Below are 276 nucleotides of genomic sequence, written 5' to 3' on the forward strand. Positions count from 1 at the left end.
TGGTCGCGGATCGCATCCTCCGCGTTCGGGCCCCATTTGGTTGTGGTCGAGACGATCAGCCGTTCGGTGAAGCCAATGCGCCCGGACTTCGCCAGGAACGAGGCGATGTCGCCCTTGGACATGTGATGGCTGGGGGCGTAGAACTTGCACTGGATCGCAGTGCGCCCGCCGTCCCGCCGCTCGGCGACCAGGTCGATACCGGTGTCGTGGCCCGTCTTCTCCGGCCAGTCGTCCCACATCCATACCTTGGAGAACTGCTCCGCCCACACAGGGTCG

The 276-nt window shown here is 65.2% G+C and carries 1 protein-coding gene; it reads right to left on the bottom strand.

The window, feature by feature from the left end; translation table 11 throughout:
- The coding region (locus RMT89_RS42815) for a restriction endonuclease (RefSeq protein WP_315889165.1) at positions 1 to 239 on the bottom strand (239 nt) is incomplete at its 3' end.
- Positions 240 to 276: the final 37 nt, after the last annotated feature.

The sequence above is a fragment of the Streptomyces sp. P17 genome (genome assembly GCF_032436805.1).
Taxonomy (GTDB): Bacteria; Actinomycetota; Actinomycetes; order Streptomycetales; family Streptomycetaceae; genus Streptomyces.